Origin of the sequence: Marinobacter sp. (assembly GCF_039977835.1) — a bacterium.
Classification (GTDB): Bacteria; Pseudomonadota; Gammaproteobacteria; order Pseudomonadales; family Oleiphilaceae; genus Marinobacter.
Map to the genome: position 1 here is coordinate 142,222 of NZ_JBDWCL010000048.1, position 16,608 is coordinate 158,829.

Annotated in this window: 16 protein-coding genes; 11 read left to right on the forward strand and 5 right to left on the reverse strand. The window is 58.9% G+C overall.

All coding sequences use genetic code 11. The features are described 5' to 3' along the window. The first annotated feature begins 21 nt into the window (after positions 1-21). From ABJM11_RS15235 to ABJM11_RS15245, 3 genes are read left to right on the forward strand one after another with little or no spacing between them, the layout of a single operon-like run. The gene (locus ABJM11_RS15235; protein WP_348293299.1) at positions 22-969 is read left to right on the forward strand and encodes an iron-siderophore ABC transporter substrate-binding protein; all 948 of its coding nucleotides are present in this window, start codon (positions 22-24) and stop codon (positions 967-969) included. After that, on the forward strand, positions 963-1,967 hold the full coding sequence (locus ABJM11_RS15240) for an iron ABC transporter permease (RefSeq protein WP_348293300.1): 1,005 nt from the start codon (positions 963-965) through the stop codon (positions 1,965-1,967). The genes ABJM11_RS15235 and ABJM11_RS15240 overlap by 7 nt, the downstream gene beginning before the upstream one ends. Beyond that, entirely contained in the window at positions 1,964-3,010 is a 1,047-nt protein-coding gene (locus ABJM11_RS15245) for an iron ABC transporter permease (RefSeq protein WP_348293301.1), read from the forward strand. The genes ABJM11_RS15240 and ABJM11_RS15245 overlap by 4 nt, the downstream gene beginning before the upstream one ends. Before the next feature lie 46 nt (positions 3,011-3,056). Here the strand turns inward: ABJM11_RS15245 and ABJM11_RS15250 are convergent, their stop codons facing one another. The 3 genes from ABJM11_RS15250 to ABJM11_RS15260 all read right to left on the reverse strand — a co-directional run bounded on the left by ABJM11_RS15250 (position 3,057) and on the right by ABJM11_RS15260 (position 6,300). Next, positions 3,057-5,183 carry a TonB-dependent receptor gene (locus tag ABJM11_RS15250; protein ID WP_348293302.1) on the reverse strand — a complete coding sequence of 709 codons (2,127 nt, stop codon included), beginning with the start codon at positions 5,181-5,183 and terminating at the stop codon, positions 3,057-3,059. Positions 5,184-5,277: 94 nt separating this feature from the next. Continuing rightward, positions 5,278-5,646: a VTT domain-containing protein gene (locus ABJM11_RS15255; RefSeq protein WP_348293303.1), complete on the reverse strand. Its 369-nt coding sequence runs from the start codon at positions 5,644-5,646 to the stop codon at positions 5,278-5,280. A 30-nt stretch (positions 5,647-5,676) separates the two neighbouring features. Beyond that, the gene (locus tag ABJM11_RS15260; RefSeq protein ID WP_348293304.1) at positions 5,677-6,300 is read right to left on the reverse strand and encodes a YbhB/YbcL family Raf kinase inhibitor-like protein; all 624 of its coding nucleotides are present in this window, start codon (positions 6,298-6,300) and stop codon (positions 5,677-5,679) included. Between the two features lie 165 nt (positions 6,301-6,465). Between ABJM11_RS15260 and ABJM11_RS15265 the strand changes: the two genes are divergently transcribed. Next, positions 6,466-6,894: an ankyrin repeat domain-containing protein gene (locus ABJM11_RS15265; RefSeq protein ID WP_348293305.1), complete on the forward strand. Its 429-nt coding sequence runs from the start codon at positions 6,466-6,468 to the stop codon at positions 6,892-6,894. On the opposite strand, the gene ABJM11_RS15270 is transcribed toward ABJM11_RS15265, so the two are convergent. After that, positions 6,878-7,738, reverse strand: a complete 861-nt coding sequence (locus ABJM11_RS15270; protein ID WP_348293306.1) for a putative RNA methyltransferase — start codon at positions 7,736-7,738, stop codon at positions 6,878-6,880. The two genes, ABJM11_RS15265 and ABJM11_RS15270, sit on opposite strands and share 17 nt — an antisense overlap. A 92-nt stretch (positions 7,739-7,830) precedes the next feature. On the opposite strand from ABJM11_RS15270, the gene ABJM11_RS15275 reads away from it, so the two are divergent. Both ABJM11_RS15275 and ABJM11_RS15280 read left to right on the forward strand, forming a co-directional pair. Further along, positions 7,831-8,568 (forward strand): methyltransferase domain-containing protein, encoded by a 738-nt coding sequence (locus ABJM11_RS15275; protein WP_348293307.1) that lies wholly within the window; start codon positions 7,831-7,833, stop codon positions 8,566-8,568. Between the two features lie 163 nt (positions 8,569-8,731). Continuing rightward, entirely contained in the window at positions 8,732-10,834 is a 2,103-nt protein-coding gene (locus ABJM11_RS15280; protein WP_348300383.1) for a 4Fe-4S binding protein, read from the forward strand. Positions 10,835-10,868: 34 nt separating this feature from the next. Here ABJM11_RS15280 and ABJM11_RS15285 read toward each other — a convergent pair whose 3' ends face one another. Beyond that, positions 10,869-11,423 carry a carboxymuconolactone decarboxylase family protein gene (locus tag ABJM11_RS15285; RefSeq protein WP_348293309.1) on the reverse strand — a complete coding sequence of 185 codons (555 nt, stop codon included), beginning with the start codon at positions 11,421-11,423 and terminating at the stop codon, positions 10,869-10,871. A gap of 123 nt (positions 11,424-11,546) precedes the next feature. On the opposite strand from ABJM11_RS15285, the gene ABJM11_RS15290 reads away from it, so the two are divergent. From ABJM11_RS15290 to ABJM11_RS15310, 5 genes are all read left to right on the forward strand, one after another. Further along, positions 11,547-12,152 (forward strand): TetR family transcriptional regulator, encoded by a 606-nt coding sequence (locus tag ABJM11_RS15290; protein WP_348293311.1) that lies wholly within the window; start codon positions 11,547-11,549, stop codon positions 12,150-12,152. Positions 12,153-12,181: 29 nt separating this feature from the next. Beyond that, complete coding sequence (locus ABJM11_RS15295) at positions 12,182-13,492, forward strand: NAD(P)/FAD-dependent oxidoreductase (RefSeq protein ID WP_348293313.1); 1,311 nt, start codon at positions 12,182-12,184, stop codon at positions 13,490-13,492. A gap of 51 nt (positions 13,493-13,543) precedes the next feature. Beyond that, a complete protein-coding gene (locus ABJM11_RS15300) occupies positions 13,544-15,259 on the forward strand; it encodes a potassium/proton antiporter (RefSeq protein ID WP_348293316.1) in 1,716 nt (571 codons plus the stop codon). A 153-nt stretch (positions 15,260-15,412) separates the two neighbouring features. Beyond that, positions 15,413-15,922, forward strand: a complete 510-nt coding sequence (locus ABJM11_RS15305) for a murein L,D-transpeptidase family protein (RefSeq protein WP_407070003.1) — start codon at positions 15,413-15,415, stop codon at positions 15,920-15,922. A 230-nt stretch (positions 15,923-16,152) separates the two neighbouring features. After that, complete coding sequence (locus ABJM11_RS15310) at positions 16,153-16,434, forward strand: Lpp/OprI family alanine-zipper lipoprotein (RefSeq protein ID WP_348293320.1); 282 nt, start codon at positions 16,153-16,155, stop codon at positions 16,432-16,434. Positions 16,435-16,608 lie beyond the last annotated feature (174 nt).

Below are 16,608 nucleotides of genomic sequence, written 5' to 3' on the forward strand. Positions count from 1 at the left end.
CGTCAATCAATCGGATTTGCCATGCTCCGCTATGTCGGCCTCTTTCTGATCGCCACCTGTCTGGCCTGGGCGCCGACAGCCAGCACCGCCAGTTCCCCCACCGTGGTGGAACACGCCCTCGGCAGCACCGCCATCCACGGCAACCCTGCGCGTGTTGTGTCCCTCTACCAGGGCGCGACCGATACCGCCGTGGCGCTGGGCATCGAACCGGTGGGCGTGGTGGAATCCTGGACCGAAAAGCCCATGTACCGCTACCTGCGGCAGGACCTTCAGGAGGTCACCTACCTCGGGCTGGAAACCCAGCCGGACCTGGAACGTATTGCCTGGCTGTCGCCGGACCTGATTGTCGGGGCCAGAAACCGCCACCGCACCATCTACCCGCTGTTGGAGCGCATCGCCCCCACGGTCATTCCGGGTAACGTCTATGACTTCAAGGCACTGCTTGAGCTGATGGCAAAGGCCACCGGTCGCGTGGCCCGTGGCGATGAACTGCTGGCGCAGTGGCAGGCCCGTGTGGACGATTTCAGGGCGCGGATCCGGCGCAAACTCGGTGATCAGTGGCCCCAGGAAGTGGCCATCCTGAGCTTTCGCGCCGACCATGCCCGCATTTACTATGCCGGTTTCGCCCGCACCGTTCTGGACGAGCTCGGGTTTGCTGCTCCGGCTGACCATCGCAAGGAGGGCTGGGGCATAAAACTCACCAGCCAGGAAAGTATCCCGGCGATGGATGCCGAGGCAGTCTTTATCTTCATGGAAGACGACCCGGCGGTGCGGCGCACCTACGAGACCTGGTCCAGCCATCCCCTGTGGAAGAATCTGCAGGCGGTCCGTCAGGCGGATGTCTACCATGTGGATCCGGTGACCTGGAACATGGGCGCCGGCATCATCGCCGCTAACCGGATGCTTGATGAACTTTACCAGCACTACAACCTGGAGCAGCCCGACCACCAGGAGTGCCCCCAATGCTGACCTCACTGCTGGCAAGAACATCAGGCACCCTGATCTGCCTGGGACTGCTGCTGGTGGCCATGGTATCCAGCCTGGCGTTTGGCCACATACCGGTCTCGCTGGATATGCTTGTCACCAGCCTTCTGGATTACGATTCCGGCTCCCTGGAACATCTGGTCATCCGCACCGAACGCTTCTCGCGCACTGTGACCGCCATGATCGTGGGCGCGGGGCTTGCCATCGCCGGCGTGCTGATGCAGACGCTCACCCGCAACCCGCTGGCCTCGCCCGGCATTCTGGGCATCAACGCCGGGGCCATGTTCTTCGTGGTGGTGGGCGCCACACTGTTTTCGCTGACCTCGCCCTCCGAACTGGTCTGGGCCGCCTTTACCGGGGCGGCCACCGCGGCTTTTCTGGTCTACTTCCTGGGACAGGAGGCGGGGCGCGGCATTTCCCCGGTGCGCACGGTGCTTGCGGGTGTCGCGGTCACCGCCCTGTTTGTGTCCTTTGCCCAGGGCTTGCTGATTCTCAACCAGGATCGATTTGAGAGCATCCTGTTCTGGCTGGCGGGTTCCGTCTCCGGGCGCGAGCTGGATGCCATAGCTCCGTTGCTGCCAGGGTTCTTCCTTGCACTGCTCATCGCCTTATTGTTATCCCGGCAACTGAACCTGCTCGGGCTGGACGACGAGGTCATCCGTGGCCTGGGCCTGAGGGTGGGGCAGGTGCGGCTGCTTATCGGCCTGGTGGTCATTGTGCTGGCGGGCACCTCCGTAGCCATGGCCGGGCTGATCGGGTTTGTGGGCCTGATAGTCCCGCATATGGCGCGGGGGATTTTCGGCACCGATCATCGCTGGCTGCTCCCGCTGTCTGCCATTCTTGGCGCCACACTTCTCCTGGCTGCCGATACGGTGGCCCGGTTGGTGATACCGCCCCAGGAAATCCCGGTAGGTGTAATGACAGCGTTGCTGGGTACGCCACTTTTCCTTCACCTTGCCCGCCATGTCAGGAAAGTATCATGAACCGCTCACTCGTTTTTCGGTCAGCCAGCGACCGCTGGTCGGTAAAACTGAACACCAGGGTTCTCATCGTCACACTGACACTGGCAGGGCTGCTGGTCATCAGCAGTGTCCTGGCCCTGGCCTCCGGGAGCCATCCGACGTCGTTTATGGATGTGCTCGGCACCCTGGCCGCCCCAGCCCGGTCGGAGCTGGCACTGATCATTCTGGAAATCCGTCTGCCAAGGGTGATCATGGCCATCCTGGTGGGCGGCGCACTGGGTTCCGCCGGGCTGATCCTGCAGGGCCTGGTAAGAAACCCGCTGGCCTCGCCGGATGTTATCGGCATCACCAGCGGGGCGTCTGCGGCGGCGGTGCTGTTTCTCTGGCTGGGTGGCGTCACCGGCACCTCGTTGCTGCTCGCGCCGGTTGCCATGGGCGGTGCTTTCACTGTGGCCCTGTGCATTACGGCCCTGGCCTGGCAGCGGGGTATCAGTCCTGCCAGGCTGGTGCTGGTGGGCGTCGGGCTGGCAGCGGCACTGACGGCGGTTACTACCCTCCTGTTGGTACTGAGCCCCGACTCCACCGCCATGAACGCCTACATCTGGCTGACGGGAAGCCTCTATGCCTCGCAATGGCACGACGTCACGGCCCTGGCACCCTGGCTGGTGGTTTGCTGGCCCCTGGCACTCATCAAACTGCGACACCTGGATGCCCAGTCCATGGGGGAGGACATGGCGCGAGGCCTGGGCAGCGCGCTGCAGGGTCATCGCCTGTTGTTCCTTGTTCTGGCAGTGGCGCTTGCCGGTTCCGCGGTGGCGTACGGCGGGGCAGTCGGTTTCATTGGCCTGATTGCACCACACATGGCAAGGCGGCTGGTCACCAGCGGCCACACCGGTCTGTTACCCATAGCGGCGCTGATCGGCGCACTGATTCTGCTGTATGCGGACTGGATCGGACGGGTGGCCTTTATACCCAGGGATTTGCCGGCAGGTATTTTTGTGGCCGGTATCGGCGCGCCGTTTTTTGTTTACCTGCTGTACCGGCTCAGGCGCGAGCTGGCATAAGAGGCGCAGTCCCGGGGCCGGCCCGGGACTGTTGACTGGCGGGTTGTCAGAAGTCCATCTGGTAACCGAGTGTGATGGTTCTACCACGTCCCTGGAAGTAATAGTCGTCACTGACCCGTCCCGCCTGGGAATAATAGGTGAAGTAGTCTTTATCCAGCAGGTTCTCGATACCCAGGGATACCCTTCCCAGACCGGACTGGTACGCGATGCTGCCATCCAGCAGGCCGTACCCGTCGAAGTCCAACTGATCGTTTTCAACATTTCGGTCCAGAAACTGGCTGAACTGCAGGTGGCTTGACAAGGCCGGTGTCCAGGCCGCTGACCAGCTCAGTCGCAGTGTCTCCGGTGCAATGTTGATGCCACTCAGTTTGGTATCAACCTCGCCGTCACCGTCCGTGTCGGACTTTCCGGAGGCATAGGTGTAGGAAAATTCCAGGTTATGGGCTGCGGTAACGTCAGCACCGGCAGTGACCTCTACCCCCTTGATCTCGGTTTTTTCCCGGTTCCCGACCCAAACGCCGTTTTCCTCGGTCAAGCGCTCACCGAAGTCCGAGTCCGACTCATAATAGCTCACTTCCAGGCGGTACCGGTCCCAGTTGAAGCGGGTGCCGATTTCACGGTTGTCGGTCACAATGGGCTGGAGCTGCAGCAGGTTGTCAACGTCCTGGCCTGGGTCACTGATACCCCTGAGAACCCGCCCCACATCGGGCATTCCGAAGCCCTCGGAGTAATTCGCATACACTTGGACCCAGTCGGTCACCTGGTATACAACACCGGCATTGAACAGCGTCTCGTCAAAGTCCGGGTTACCGCCCTGTACCGTCACATTGTCCTGGGTAACGTTGCTGCGGTCGATGGTGTTATAGGTATCCACTTGGAGCTCCGCCTGCTCATGGCGAACGCCCGTGTGCAGGGTCAGGCTGTCGGTAACGGCGATATCCCCCTGCAGGAAGGCGGCATAGTTGCGAAAACGGGATTTCGGCACGTAGGTCCGCCCGGTTTCCACCAGCATCTGCCGGGTCTCGTCCTCGAGAACGTCCAGGCCGGTCGTCAGGGTCAGGCGGTCATTCAACAGGCCGTCGCGGGTGAGCGTGAATTTTCCACCCAGCTTGTCGGACTCGTTTCGGGTTTGATCAAACCGGGTATCGCCGTTGCTGTCCTCATAAGGGAAGAACGGCGTAGTTCCAAACTGCGCCCGGAATGTCTGGCTGTAGAGCTGGGCGTCAACCCGGTTGCCCAGCCAATCGCCATGGGTGTAGGAGAAACGGGCCGTGGTAACCTTATTGAAACCGGGTTCGCCGTCAGGGTTACCCTTGCGGGCCGTGGTGGGCACGCCGTTGTCGCGGTCGCCGGGCACCGGTTCGTAATCGCCATTGCCTTCCAGCTCGAACCGGTTGATAAAGAATTCGATGCTCTGGTCATCGTCCAGCCAGTAACCCAGTTTCGCCAGCACATCGTGGCTGGTGGAGTTCTGGATTTCCCCCGGATAGGCCACACCCACCAGCCGGTCCTTGCCGTCATAATAGACACCGCGCTCCTGGAAACTGCCGCCAAGAAGGTAATCCCAGCGGTCCTGCTGGCCGCTTAACCGGTACCCAAGCTTGTACCCCTGGCCATCGGAATCCACGTCGTCGTCAGTGGTAATACTGGCGGATACCGACTGGGAAACCTGGCCACTCTCGGGCTTGCGGGTCACAAAGTTGATGATACCACCGGTTGCCCCCAGGCCATGTTCGGCACTGGCGCCATGGATCACCTCGATACGCTCTACCATATCCAGGTCGATGGTGTAGCTGTCCCTCGCGCTGTCCCTCAATGGGTTGCTTTGGGGAACACCATCCACCAGAAACAGGGGTGACCGCCCACGGAAGGTTTCCCCGGCATTGGACAGTTTCTGGCGGCCGGGTGAGTAGGAAGGGATCAGGTTGCTCAGTACCTGCCCGGGATCAGAGAAAATGGCCTGCTGTTGCTCAATCTGTGCCCGGGTGATGATGGTGGTTTTCTGCGGAGTCTCTCCGGCAGTGCTTTTATTGCGGGTGGCATCAATAACCAGATCAGGCAGCTGATGGACATCCTGGCCTGACAGGGTGTCGTCAATTGGTTGCGCCAGGGCAGTACCAGGAACTGCGATTGCCAGGGCCAGTAGCAGTGGACGTGATTCCGGAGTTTTCATAGACAGACCTTAACTCAAAGTAATGAGACGCAAATGCTAACGATTCGCATTTCATAATGCAAAACCTGATTGCTCCGGATATCAGGTCAGGTCATTACGATCGCTCAGAGTTACCCTCGGCGGCATAACTGATCAGGGCAAAGGACAAAAGCGGGATCAGACGGGTCAGGAACACCGCCCAGAACAGGAGTCGTTGGGAATCATCGGAAGCAAAAACCGGAGTCGCTGAGAGTTTCTGCTTCAGCGACTCCCGGCCCAGCAATCGGGCCACAGAAAACGCAATCATTGCACCGGTCAGAGCCCCCGCAGCGGCCAGCACAGTACCCATCAGCACGCCAAAGGCGAGGCCTGACGCGGCGCTGACGGGCAGGGTCGGTATTGGCCCCACCACTGCCAGTGCCATCAGCAAGGCAACCGCAGCTACCAGACCCAGCCTGAAACGCCAGCCGGCAGCTACTTTCATTGAGCTTCCGGCATTATTGAACTGCAGACATTAACGCAGATCCGGGTTAAGGGTATAGGTACCGGTTACCCGGGCACTGGCCAACACATGACCGGCCATGGCTTCCCGCACGGCCGGACCGTCAAACTCGCCGTCAAGGCCGAGGCTCTCAACGTCCAGCGCATGAACCTCATAGTGATAATGGTGGATAATCTCATCATTCCAGGGCGGGCAGGGGCCATCATAACCAGCGTAGGTGCCAGCCATATCCGGGTTGCCAGCCAGAAACTGGGTGTAATTGTTCACCCCTCGAAGTCCGATCGGGCCCGGCCCCGGTTCCTTGCCCTTGGGAATCACCCCGTCACTGTCTTCGCCTTCGGGGATGCAGGAAATCGATGCCGGCACATCCACCAGCAACCAGTGGAAGAAATCCACTCGGGGAATGTCCTTTGATACCGTTTTGCCTTCCTGATTGACGTCATCCGCAACACTGGGGACGTCCGGATCAAACATCATCACCACAAAGCTTTTGGTGCCTTCCGGCACATCATCCCAGGTCACTTCCGGATTACGGTTGGGGCCGAAACTCATGTGGTCCTGTTCACTGTATACGCCGAATGCAAATTTCTCCGGCACCGGTTGGTCTTCTTCTATACCTCGAACCTTGATTTTCACTGTTCTGTTCTCCTGTACCTTCGATGGTTTTTCTTGCCTGATACGACGGTTTTAACAGTGGTATCGTGGGTCTGTCCAGAGCCACGTCGTGGCCGCATCCAGTTCGTAGTCTGCCAGGAACATGATACGGTTTGCTTCTATACGCGAGACAGCAAGAGGAAGACCATGGCCAGCAACAAACCGGGGAAACCCCAGAGCCCCGGAAATCAGAAGGACGAAGACGCCATTGCCTTTGCTCAGGGCCTTTTCGAGCTGGCCCGGAACGGCGGCGCAGGCCCACTCAGCGTGATGCTCAATGCCGGCGTTCCCGTGGACATCCGCACCAGTACCGGTGACAGCCTGCTGATGCTGGCCTGCAGCAACGGTCACGCCGATACTGCCCGGTTGCTACTGGAGAACGGTGCAAATCCCGACCTGCGCAATGATCAGTTGCAAACACCGTTAATGGCTGCAGCCCGATCCAATCAGGGGGCTGTGATCGAGTGCTTGCTGGAAGCAGGGGCGCAGAAGGCTCTGGCCGATGCAGATGGCCACTCTGCGCTGAATCTTGCCACCTCCGCCGGAGCAGATGAGGCCATCAGGGCGTTGACGTAACAGCGAGTGCCTGATGGCTGAAACGTTGCAGTGTCACCTCGACAGTGACCGTCAGGGTGGTGAGCGCCTCGGCGCGAGCACGCCCCTCGGCCGGGGCCCGATACAGATGCGGTGTCATGGCCAGCAAGTCAGCAATCGCCTCCTGGCCGGCCAGGGTCAGGGAGTAGCTGATGGTTTCCTTGCCCGCGATCGAAAAACCTTCGGGTGGATGTTCTGTGGGCGTTTTCTCGGGCTTCAGTGAAGGGTAGATAATCTCCCGCAGTTCCCGCAGATGGTTGGGGCCGGCATCGGCCTGCACCAGGACCCCGCCGGTTTTCAGTACCCGGGCAAACTCGGAATACACGGGGAAACCAAACAGGCAGAGCAGCACATCCAGGGTTCCGGGCAACACCGGGAGATTGGCGTTGCTGCCCACCACCCAGCGGGGACGCTTGTCCTGCCTGGCCGCCGCCAGGGTTGCCCATTTGGAGATATCCAGCCCCATCAGCGAGAGCTGAAGGTCCGTTGCGGCGAGCCGGCGCAGATAATAGCCTTCGCCACAGCCGGCGTCCATACAGGCCAGAGGGGCGGCAGCGCTAATGGTGTCTTTCAACACGGCGGCGTTTACCGCCTCGGCGACAGGTTGATAATAACCGGCATTAAGGAAGCGCTGGCGGGCGGCTACCATGGCCTTGCTGTCACCCGGGTCCAGCGAGCGCTTCTTCTGAACCGGTAGCAGGTGGAGATACCCCTGGCGGGCGACGTCAAAACTGTGGCCTGCCGGGCAACGCCAACTGGCACCGGCCTGGGTCAGGGGGCCACCATCGAGTGGGCAGGCCAGAGCATTAAACGCATCGGTACTCATGGCCAGGCCGGCTCCGGCGCGGTCATCCGACTTGAGAACCCGCGGGTAAATGCCCAGAATAGCGGCGCAGCGATCAGACGAGGAAGGCCACCTTGAAGGGCGAGATTATCCATTACACCCGGGACGCACTCGGTGGCATTCTGGTAGTCGACTATCGCAAACATCGGGTAATGACCTTTGATTCGGTGTTTGAGCAGAGCAAGATAGACCGCCGCAGGCCCCATCTTCCCGTCCATGAATACAGCCGCGCGATGCTGTTGCCGGCTGCCTTCGGGCAGCCTTCCCACGTAACCGTTCTGGGCCTGGGTGGCGGGGTAATGGCAGGTGCACTGCTGCACCTGCTGCCTGAATGCCAGGTGCATGCCGTGGAACTGCGCCCCAGCGTTCTTCAGGTTGCCCGAGAGTACTTCAGCCTGCCGCAATCCGCCAACTTTACAGTCACCATTGGTGACGCCCGGGATGCACTGGGTCAGGCACCGGACAGCACCACGGATCTGATCCTCTCCGACATGTACAACTCCGACCGCATGAGCCCCACACAGGCCCAGCGCGAGTTTATCAGACAATGCAGCCGCGTACTGAGCGACAGCGGCTGGCTTTCCATCAACTACCACCGCACACCGGACATCAACGGGCCGTTCTTCCGTCAGCTCAGGGGCGAGTTTGCGGCGCTGCTGCTGTTCAAGAGCAAAGCCAACAATACGGTGATTTTTGCCAGCAAAGGCCCATTTGAGGCACTGCACGCCAAAGACCCTTTACTGGTGGCACTGGAAAAAAGTCTGCCCATTGACTGGCGCCGGTTGATGGCAAGGGTAATACGTCTTACCTGAGCGCTTTTCAGCACTCCTCCGCAGCGGAGCCCCCTGCGCTTCTCCTCACCCTTTGTTTCTCCTCACAAAGTAGCATGCCCCCGGCCCGCAGGTAGCATTGTGCTGCACCGGCAAACCTCTAGCATTGACAGCACCAACAACAAGAAGACTCTGGAGAGATGCCATGCCCGGGCGGCTGTTTCTGCTGTTGGCCCTTATCTGCTTTTTCCCGGCGGCCCAGGGCGCGCTGGACGATGAAAAGCGGGCGATTATCCAGGAACTGTTCCCCAAGGCCACGGAAATCCGGGACAAGTTGCCGGATTACCCGGTCTATCCCGTATACCAGCTCCAGGAACTGCTGGGCTACGCCTACGAATCCCTCGATCTGAGCCGGCTCCAGGGTTTTGCCGGCAAGCCCATCAGTATGCTGATCGGGCTGGATACCCGCGGCCGCTTCACCGGGGTTCACATACTCAACCATCACGAGCCTGTATTCCTCCACGGGCTGGGTGAAGAGCCCCTGTTCGAATTCATCAGCCAGTACGAAGGCCGCGCGCTGACGGAACAGATCATCATCAGCACATCGGGCAACCGTTCCGGCACGGATTCCGAGGGCAATGTGGTGCAGTTTGACGGCGTGAGCAAGGCAACCGTCTCGGTACTGATCATCAACGACACCATCCTATCATCCGCCCTCAAGGTAGCGCGGGAGAAACTGGAGGGATTCTCCCAGAAGGCCCCCACCCGGGCCCGGGCAGATTTTTATAACACTCTGTCCTGGTCAGAACTGGTTGAACGCGGGTACATCGGCCATTTCCGTCTCACCCCTGAGGAGTTCGAGCAAAAGACCGGACGCTCACTCTCCGACTACCCGGAGATGCCGCAGCCAGAGCCTGACGAGCCTTTCACGGAACTGTTTTTTGGTTACATCAATTCACCCATGGTGGGCCGAAACCTCCTTGGGGATGAAGGCTTTTCACAACTGAAAGAACGCATCGGGCCGGATGCCCAGATAATGGCAGTGATCTCCCGGGGGCTTTACCCCCACCTTTCTGACGACTTCACCCCGGGCAGCTCACCGGACCGGCTCGGGTTGCAACAGAACAACCTCGCGGTCGAGATTCGTGACATCAATGTATTCGACCAGGCCATCCGCCTCAGTGCCGATGGCATGCCAGACATGGAAATGGCAACCCTGTTCCGGGTTGGCGGCAATGCCGGGTTCAACCCGGGGGCGGAAGCGACCCTGAAAATGAATGTTACCCTGCGCAAGAACCATCTGGTTGCAGACAGCACCAACCTCGATATTCCGGTGGCGTTCGCCAACGAACTGTTCGAGACGGTCGAGGTTGCCCCGCGGCCGGAAAACAGTCGCCAGCCGGTGTGGATCGGGCTCTGGAACGAGCGCTGGCTGACCATCTCGATACTGGTGGCAAGCCTGACCATTCTGACCGTCTTTTTCGCCCGCCAGCGCACCCTGAGCCGATATCCCGATCTGGTACGCCGTTTCCGTTGGGGGTTCCTGTACTTCACGCTGTTCTACATCGGGTTCTATGTCCAGGGGCAGCTTTCGGTGGTGAATATCTACACCCTGTTCCTGTCCATCCGTGATGGCTTTTCCCTCAATGTCTTCCTGATGGACCCGGTGTTGTTCATTCTATGGACCTACACGTTCATCACCCTGTTCATCTGGGGCCGAGGATTGTTCTGCGGCTGGCTGTGCCCCTTTGGGGCGCTGCAGGAAATGGCCGCCTGGTTGGGTGAGAAACTGAAATTCCGGCAGATCACAATATCGGAGAAATGGCATCGGCGGCTGATTCTTCTGAAATACCCGATACTTCTGGCGCTGGTGGGTACAGCCTTCTACTCACTGGAACTGGCGGAAAAGCTGGTGGAAGTGGAGCCGTTCAAAACCAGCATCACACTTTACTTTGTGCGTTCCTGGCCCTTTGTCATTTATGCCATGGGTCTGCTGGTGATCGGCATGTTTATTCACAAGTTCTATTGCCGCTATCTGTGCCCGCTGGGGGCGGGACTGGCAGTTCTGGGCAAACTGCGACTGTTCAGTTGGCTGGACCGTGTGGAACTGTGCGGCAAACCCTGCCAGCACTGCAAGAACAGCTGCGGCATCAATGCCATCCGCAAAGACGGTCGTATCGACTACAACGAGTGTATCCAGTGTCTTGAATGCGTGGTGATTCTGCAAGACGAGGACCAATGCGTGGACAAACGGCTGGAGAGGAAGCGCCAGCGGCAGGTCACCATACTGGCCACGGATGCGGGCTGACCCGCACCCGTGGAGGTGGAAAAATACCACCTCCTTATTTTTTCTTTTCCCAGGCAAACTTCTGGAACGGCTCATCAACCGGGGTTTCCGCAATGTGGTTGATGTAGTTGCTCATGGTTTTCTGGGACAACACCAGAATGACCTCCAGTACCTGGCGGTGATTGTAACCAGCACGGTAGAACGCATTCAGATCTTCCTTGCTGACATTGCCCCGCTTGTTCATCACTGCGAGGGTGAAGGTCCTCAGGGCCTCCAGCTTGTCGCTGGGCAGCGGTTCTTCGTCCCGCAACGGGTTGATGATGTCGTCTGATACTTCCATCATCCTGGCAATACCGGTATGGGCCGGCACACAGTAATGACAGGCGTTCTCGACGTTGATGGTCTGCCAGACCACGGTTTTTTCATCGTTGTCGAAACTGCTGTCCAGTACCAGCTGATGCAGTTTCTGATAGGCCTCCAGAACGCCCGGGGCTTCCGCCATCACGGCGTGCAATCCGGGGATCATGCCGAACCCCTTCAGGGAGTTCTCAAGCAATGGCCTGGATTTTTCCGGTGCGGAATCCACATCGTGAACAGGAAAATCTGACATAACGGTCTCCTCGGGATTCGTTTTTGAGTGAACAATCAACTACTCAGCTACCGTAACTGTTATTGAGCGATCACTCAAGTTATGATTGGGAATGATTTCAACCGTCAGATGTTGGTAGGCACAATGGCCCGAAATGCTCGTTATGATCGACAGGTCGCCCTGGAAAAAGCCATGAACCTGTTTTGGGAGCGCGGTTACAGCGGCGCGTCCATGAAGCAGATCGAACAGGCGCTGGACATGCGCCCGGGAAGTATCTACGCCACGTTCGGGAACAAGGATGGACTGTTTGGCGAGGCCCTGACTGCCTATGCTCAGCAGGGCGGTGCCGAGCTCCGCGAGCACCTCGCCGGGCATTCCTCGATGCTGGATGGGCTTCAGAGTTACCTGCGTCTTGTTGGCCGCCAGTCCAGCAAGGAAGAGGTACCGCCTTCCAGAGCATGCATGATCGTAAAAACCCTGCTGGAAGCCAGCAATACCAACGCGGCCATCGCCGAGCAGGCTAATGCCATCCTGAACACCATCGAACAGGCTCTGACAGACCTTCTGGAACAGGCAAGAATCCAGGGCGAACTGATGCCGGATACCAATTGTGGCCGGCTGGCACGCTTTCTCCAGGCCCAGCTTATCGGTCTCCGCTCGTTTGCACAGCGGGATGTCAGCCCTGAACAGATCGCCGAGCTTGCGGATGACATGGCCGCTACTCTGGACCAGTTTCGCGCCCGCCACTGAGCCTTTCTTTACTTCAGGAAACCCTTGTTATGGAAAACCTGCACCACATCGTAGTCGTAGGTGGCGGCGCGGGCGGCCTTGAGCTGGTCACCCGCCTTGGCAACAAACTCGGGAAGAAACACAAGGCCCGTATTACCCTGGTGGATGCCGGCCTGACCCATGTCTGGAAACCGCTGCTCCACGAAGTGGCCTCCGGCTCCCTGGACGCAAGCGCCAACGAAATCAATTACCGCGCTCATGCCCGTAAGCATCACTACGAGTTCCAGTTGGGTCGGATGAACGGGCTTGACCGCAATGCAAAGGAAGTCGTGATTGCCGCTTTCCATGATGATGAAGGAAAGGAAGTGGTGCCTGAGCGCCGTATTGGCTACGACACGCTGGTGATTGCCGTGGGCAGTAATGCCAATGATTTCGGGACTCCCGGCGCCCAGGAGCATTGCCTGTTCCTGGATAGTCTCAACCAGGCCCGACGCTTCCACAACCTGATGCTCAATGCCTTCTTGCGCAAGAACCACGAAGCTCATTCCGGTAATGGCCATGAATTGCCCATCACTATTATCGGGGCCGGCGCCACCGGCGTGGAACTGGCCGCTGAACTGCGTCTGGCCTCCCGGGAACTGCCAGTTTATGGCATGAACCATCTACGGCCGGAGGATGTCTCCATTACCGTTATTGAAGCGGCAGAGCGCATTCTGCCAGCGCTTCCGGCGCGGCTGTCTGCCGCGGCGACCCGTGAGCTGGAGCATCAGAACGTCAGGGTGATGACAGGCCAGCCAGTCAGTGAAATTCGGGGCGGTGCGCTGTTGATGAAGGACGGCACCGAGCTTGCCTCGGAAATGACCATATGGGCGGCGGGCATCAAGGCACCGGCTTTTCTGTCAAAGCTGGAGGGGCTGGAAACCAATCGCGGCAATCAGATAAAGGTGAGACAAACCCTCGAATCCACCACAGACCCGAACATTTTCGCCTTCGGGGACTGCGCAGAATGCCCCCAGCCGAATTCAGATCGCCCGGTGCCCCCTCGTGCACAAGCCGCTCACCAACAGGCGGATGTGCTATTCAAGACGTTGCGCCATCGTCTGGAAGGCGGCGAAGCCGTGCCCTTCGTCTACAACGACCACGGTTCTCTGATCAATTTCAGCCGCTACACCACTGTGGGCAACCTGATGGGTAACCTGTCGGGCCGCAGCATGTACATTGAAGGCAAGGTAGCGCGCCTGTTCTATGTTTCCCTGTACCGAATGCACCAGGTGGCCCTGCACGGCTTTCTGCGTACCGGCGTTATCTGGCTCATGGACCGAATCACCCGTGCCATGCATCCGCGCCTGAAACTGCACTGACACGGCGCTCAAGCTGTTATTATCGAAGTCTACTCCCGAACCGGAGCATGAATGGATCCGATTCTCACCCTGATCGGCGCACTGATGCTGGTCATCAGCATTATGCTCAGCCCTCTGTCCAGCAGGCTGGGAATGCCGGTGCTGCTCATTTTTCTCGTTGTCGGCATGATGATGGGGGAAGACGGCCCCGGCGGACTGCTGTTTGACGACTTCGAACTGGCCTTCCTGATCGCGAATCTGGCCCTGGGTGTGATTCTGCTGGACGGTGGCATGCGCACACGGGCTGAAACCTTCCGCGTGGGATTGCGTCCGGCCCTGGTGCTGGCCACCGTCGGCGTGTTCCTGACGGCCACCGGTGCAGGACTGGTCGCCTGGTGGGTGTTTGATCTGCACTGGCTGACGGCACTGCTGATCGGCGCCATCATTTCCTCGACCGACGCTGCGGCGGTTTTTTCCCTGCTTCAGGGCCGTGGCCTGCACCTGAATGAACGCGTCAGCGCCACCCTGGAAATTGAGTCGGGCAGTAACGACCCGATGGCGATCTTCCTCACCCTGATGCTGGTTACCATGATCGAAGCCGGTGGCGCATCCGAAGGCTGGATGGCACTGGTGATGCTGATAAAACAGTTCGGTATCGGGAGTGTCGTGGGTGTGGCCGGCGGCTTTATTGTGGTGGAAATGGCCAACCGCATCAGGCTAACTCCCTCACTTTATCCGCTACTGGTTGTAGCCGCCGGCATCGTGGTGTTTTCCGGCACCAATGCCCTGGGCGGCAGCGGCTTTCTGGCGATCTACCTCACCGGCGTGGTGATCGGCAACCGTCCCGTGCGCATGATGCCGATGATACTACAGGTCCACGATGGCCTGGCCTGGCTCGCCCAGTTGTGCCTGTTCCTGATGCTCGGCTTGCTGGTGACGCCCTCCGAGCTGTTACCGCTGGCCGGCGGCGGCCTGATTCTGGCCTTTGCGCTGATTTTCCTGATCCGGCCAATCACGGTCATGGCCACACTCTGGCCTTTCGGATTTAACCGCCGGGAACTGGGATTTATCAGTTGGGTCGGGCTGAGGGGTGCCGTGCCCATCGTGCTGGCGCTGTTTCCGATCATTGCCGACATCCCCCAGGCCCAGCAGATTTTCCATGCCGCTTTCTTCATTGTGCTGGTTTCCCTGGTGATCCAGGGCACCACCATGGCGCCCCTGGCAAGAAAGCTGCGGCTGGAGGTTCCCGCCGGCGAAGACCCTTACCGACGCCTGCCGCTGGACGTGGCGGCTGCCGGTGACCATGAGCTGATGCTCTTTCCGCTGAAAGGAAGCGTCTGGGAAACGCCCAGGCCCCTGGGCCAGTTGCGGCTCCCGGACAATACCGCCATTGCCGGCGTTTTCCGTAAACGCACCTGCCATCAACCCACTCCGGATATGGAAGTGTCCTCCGGCGACGTACTGGCCATGTTCGCCACTCCCGCCGTTTTACCGGAGCTTGGCAAGGCTCTCAGCGGCCGTCAGGCGCCGCGCTACCTTGCTGAGCGGGCCTTCTTCGGCGACTTTGTACTCAATGGCGATGCCCTGCTGGGTGATGTCGAGCAGGTGTACGGCATCGAGTTTGATGAACTGCCACCGGAACTCTCGCTTGCCGAGTGTTTTGCCCGCCGCACCAAGGGGCATCCGGTGGTGGGTGACAAGGTCAAACTGGGGCCCGTCACACTGGTGGCCAGAGCAACCCAGGCAGACCGGGTGACAAAGGTTGGCCTGAAAATGGATGATCAATAAAATTCTTTAACAAAACCACGTCAAAACATTGGTTCGACTAACAAAATTCTTGTGCTATAAAGTGTACAAATAGTAATGATTGATTCGAGTATGCCACTGAAGACCTTAATACTGATGATCGCAGCGCCGATCAAAAGCCTGACCGCCACCTGCATGTTGACCCGGGCCTGCCTGGTTCTCCTTGCCGGCAGCCCGGCGATAGCGTCTGAGCTGCCGATGGGTGCCATGGCTGAGGACCCACAGGTCAGCGAAGTACTGGTTCGCAAAGAGGAACGGCGGCTTTACCTGCTTTCTGGTGAGCAGGTGGTGCGCAGCTATCGGATCGGGCTGGGTGACAACCCGTCCGGCCACAAGCTCTTCGAGGGCGACCAGCGCACCCCTGAGGGTGAATACGTGCTGGACTGGCGCAACCCCAACAGCGACTTCTACAAGTCCATTCATATCTCCTATCCAAACAAGCAGGATCGCGAGCTGGCTTCAGCCTGGGGCCTGGACCCCGGAGGCAGCATCATGATTCATGGCCTGCCCAACGAGGCCGGCGACATGGCGTTTGCGTTTCTGGGCCTGGACTGGACAGATGGCTGCATTGCTGTCAGTAATGAAGAGATGGACGAAATCTGGCAACTGGTCGCCGACGGAACCCCCATCACAATTGTCCCCTGACGCATTGATCCGCCACTCCCTCTGTGCCGTACAGCGTTACTGCAAAATTAAGTTGTTGTCATAACCTAGGAACTTTTACGTATCCTTAGTTAACATTTCTCTCTATAGTGTTTTACACTGTTTCACGACGCCGTTAGTAGTTAATGCTATCGGCCCCGATTTGACAGAATGTCTGCACCAACGACTTCTGGAACGCAGGAAATAAAACGACCAATAAGGGGATTTATAGTATGCGTAAATTGACGATCGCAGGGTTTGCACTGGCCACCGCACTGACTGCAGGTTGTGCGACTACTGACCAGGGCGCTATCGACGAAGCAAATGCAAACGCTTCTTCCGCCGAGCAGACTGCTGAAAACGCACTGAACACCGCTAACAGCGCTTCCAGTGAAGCACGTTCCGCTCAGCGCACTGCTGACGAAGCACTGGCAGCTGCCAAAGCAGCCCAGAAAGCTGCTGACGAAGCCAACGAGCGCGCCAAGCGCATGCTCGAGCGTGCCAGCCAGAAATAAGGCTGTAACGTGATAAAAGAGGCCGGGAGATCCCCAAGCCATTCGCCTTAAGTGTGGCTGGCAGGGCTGACAAGGCCAAAAGAAGCGCTATACTACTGGATATCCAGACAGTATGGCGCTTTTTTTATGAGCACGAAATCTTGCCAAGACCAACTACCTCGAATCCCCGAAACC

Coding starts and splice junctions, on each gene's coding strand:
- ABJM11_RS15235 (WP_348293299.1), top strand. CDS start 22: ATGCTCCGCTATGTCGGCCTCTTTCTGATCGCCACCTGTCTGGCCTGG.
- ABJM11_RS15240 (WP_348293300.1), top strand. CDS start 963: ATGCTGACCTCACTGCTGGCAAGAACATCAGGCACCCTGATCTGCCTG.
- ABJM11_RS15245 (WP_348293301.1), top strand. CDS start 1,964: ATGAACCGCTCACTCGTTTTTCGGTCAGCCAGCGACCGCTGGTCGGTA.
- ABJM11_RS15250 (WP_348293302.1), bottom strand. CDS start 5,183: ATGAAAACTCCGGAATCACGTCCACTGCTACTGGCCCTGGCAATCGCA.
- ABJM11_RS15255 (WP_348293303.1), bottom strand. CDS start 5,646: ATGAAAGTAGCTGCCGGCTGGCGTTTCAGGCTGGGTCTGGTAGCTGCG.
- ABJM11_RS15265 (WP_348293305.1), top strand. CDS start 6,466: ATGGCCAGCAACAAACCGGGGAAACCCCAGAGCCCCGGAAATCAGAAG.
- ABJM11_RS15270 (WP_348293306.1), bottom strand. CDS start 7,738: ATGAGTACCGATGCGTTTAATGCTCTGGCCTGCCCACTCGATGGTGGC.
- ABJM11_RS15280 (WP_348300383.1), top strand. CDS start 8,732: ATGCCCGGGCGGCTGTTTCTGCTGTTGGCCCTTATCTGCTTTTTCCCG.
- ABJM11_RS15285 (WP_348293309.1), bottom strand. CDS start 11,423: ATGTCAGATTTTCCTGTTCACGATGTGGATTCCGCACCGGAAAAATCC.
- ABJM11_RS15290 (WP_348293311.1), top strand. CDS start 11,547: ATGGCCCGAAATGCTCGTTATGATCGACAGGTCGCCCTGGAAAAAGCC.
- ABJM11_RS15295 (WP_348293313.1), top strand. CDS start 12,182: ATGGAAAACCTGCACCACATCGTAGTCGTAGGTGGCGGCGCGGGCGGC.
- ABJM11_RS15300 (WP_348293316.1), top strand. CDS start 13,544: ATGGATCCGATTCTCACCCTGATCGGCGCACTGATGCTGGTCATCAGC.
- ABJM11_RS15305 (WP_407070003.1), top strand. CDS start 15,413: ATGTTGACCCGGGCCTGCCTGGTTCTCCTTGCCGGCAGCCCGGCGATA.
- ABJM11_RS15310 (WP_348293320.1), top strand. CDS start 16,153: ATGCGTAAATTGACGATCGCAGGGTTTGCACTGGCCACCGCACTGACT.